Genomic DNA, 1,428 nt, shown 5'->3' with positions numbered 1-1,428 from the left:
ATTGAGGGTTAGTATAAAAAGTGGACACACCAACTGGCGAAATGTTTACAATGGAAATAACATTTTTAAAGGACGTGTTTACAATGGGTAAAAAGCAAAATAATTATCCCAAAGAGCTAAGGAATTATGTATGTAAGATGGTGGTTGAAGATGGCAAAAAGCAAACGGATGTCAGTTATGAACTCAACATCCCTTACGATACCTTACACAAGTGGGTTGCAGCTTACAAGAAACAACTTCGTAATACTGAGAAGAACCGTCAAAATTCCTTATTAACAGCTACAGAATATCAACAGAAACTTGAAGAAGAAAAGCGTAGAAATCGAGAACTAGAAGAAGAGAATGAAATTCTAAAAAAGGCCATGCACATCTTCACGGACGAACAGGAGTAAAGTTTAAGTTCATCTATAATCATCAATCAGAACACGCCATAGTGAAGATGTGCGATGTGTTAGGTGTGTCCACGTCGGGTTTTCATGATTTTAAAAATCGCCTTGAACAAGGAGAAACGGAGCGTGAAAAGTATGATCGGGAGCTTGATCAAGCCATACAGCGGATTTTCTATGAAAGTATGGAAACCTATGGGAGCCCTCGCGTTCACCGTACTTTATTAGATGAAGGGTATAAAGTATCGGAGAAAAAAGTAGCTAATCATATGCGTGACTTAGGCTTACAGGCAAGCACACCCGTTTTATTTAAATCAACAACGAATTCAAATCATTCCTTAAGAACCTATGAGAATAAGGTGAATCAAGAGTTTGATGTAGAGGCGCCAAACCAGCTGTGGGTCACTGATATCACTTACATTCGGACGTTAGAAGGTTTTATTTACTTGAATACGATTATGGATATGTTTTCTAGAAAAATTATTAGTTACCGTATGGATGATTCAATGACCGTTGATTTAACGCTAAATACCCTCAAAGAGGCCATTGCCTTACGGCAACCAGGTAAAGAATTAGTTCATCACTCTGATCGAGGGTCTCAGTACTGTGCTCAATCTTACATTAATGTGCTTAGGGATCGAGAGATCGATATCAGTATGAGTCGGCGTGGAAACCCTTATGACAATGCATGTATGGAATCATTTTTTGGCACTTTAAAAAAAGAATATTTACACCGCTATGTATTTGAAACCAAAGAACAGGCTATGTTAGCGATACATTTTTATATGCGTTTTTATAATCGGCGAAGAAAGCACTCTGGCATCGAATACATGAGTCCAAATGTATATGAAGTGGCGTATCAAAAGACGAACGACAAATTCGCCTTCGCCGACTAATTGTTCCCCTGCCATGAAGCAATGGTTTTTTCCAAAACGATTGTTTCATGGCAGGGCCTCCAAGCGACGTTTTCAACGTCGTGCGGAAGAAAAATAGGTTCGCCAAACTAAGGGTGAAAAATGTCCATTTTATTGACAGAAGTTCA

At 38.7% G+C, this 1,428-nt stretch carries 2 protein-coding genes; both read left to right on the top strand.

Annotated features, from left to right (window positions below; genetic code table 11):
• Window positions 1-83: 83 nt before the first annotated feature.
• Window positions 84-392, top strand: a complete 309-nt coding sequence (locus E3U55_RS17030; RefSeq protein ID WP_194840970.1) for a transposase — start codon at window positions 84-86, stop codon at window positions 390-392.
• A gap of 11 nt (window positions 393-403) precedes the next feature.
• Window positions 404-1,282, top strand: coding sequence for an IS3 family transposase (locus E3U55_RS17025; protein WP_134341671.1), 879 nt, complete (start codon window positions 404-406; stop codon window positions 1,280-1,282).
• Window positions 1,283-1,428 lie beyond the last annotated feature (146 nt).

The organism is Filobacillus milosensis, assembly GCF_004402015.1.
Lineage (GTDB): Bacteria > Bacillota > Bacilli > Bacillales > Alkalibacillaceae > Filobacillus > Filobacillus milosensis.
The sequence above is the reverse complement of the archived record's forward strand: the minus strand, read 5'-3'. Positions and strand labels throughout refer to the sequence as shown.

Coding starts and splice junctions, on each gene's coding strand:
- E3U55_RS17030 (WP_194840970.1), top strand. CDS start 84: ATGGGTAAAAAGCAAAATAATTATCCCAAAGAGCTAAGGAATTATGTA.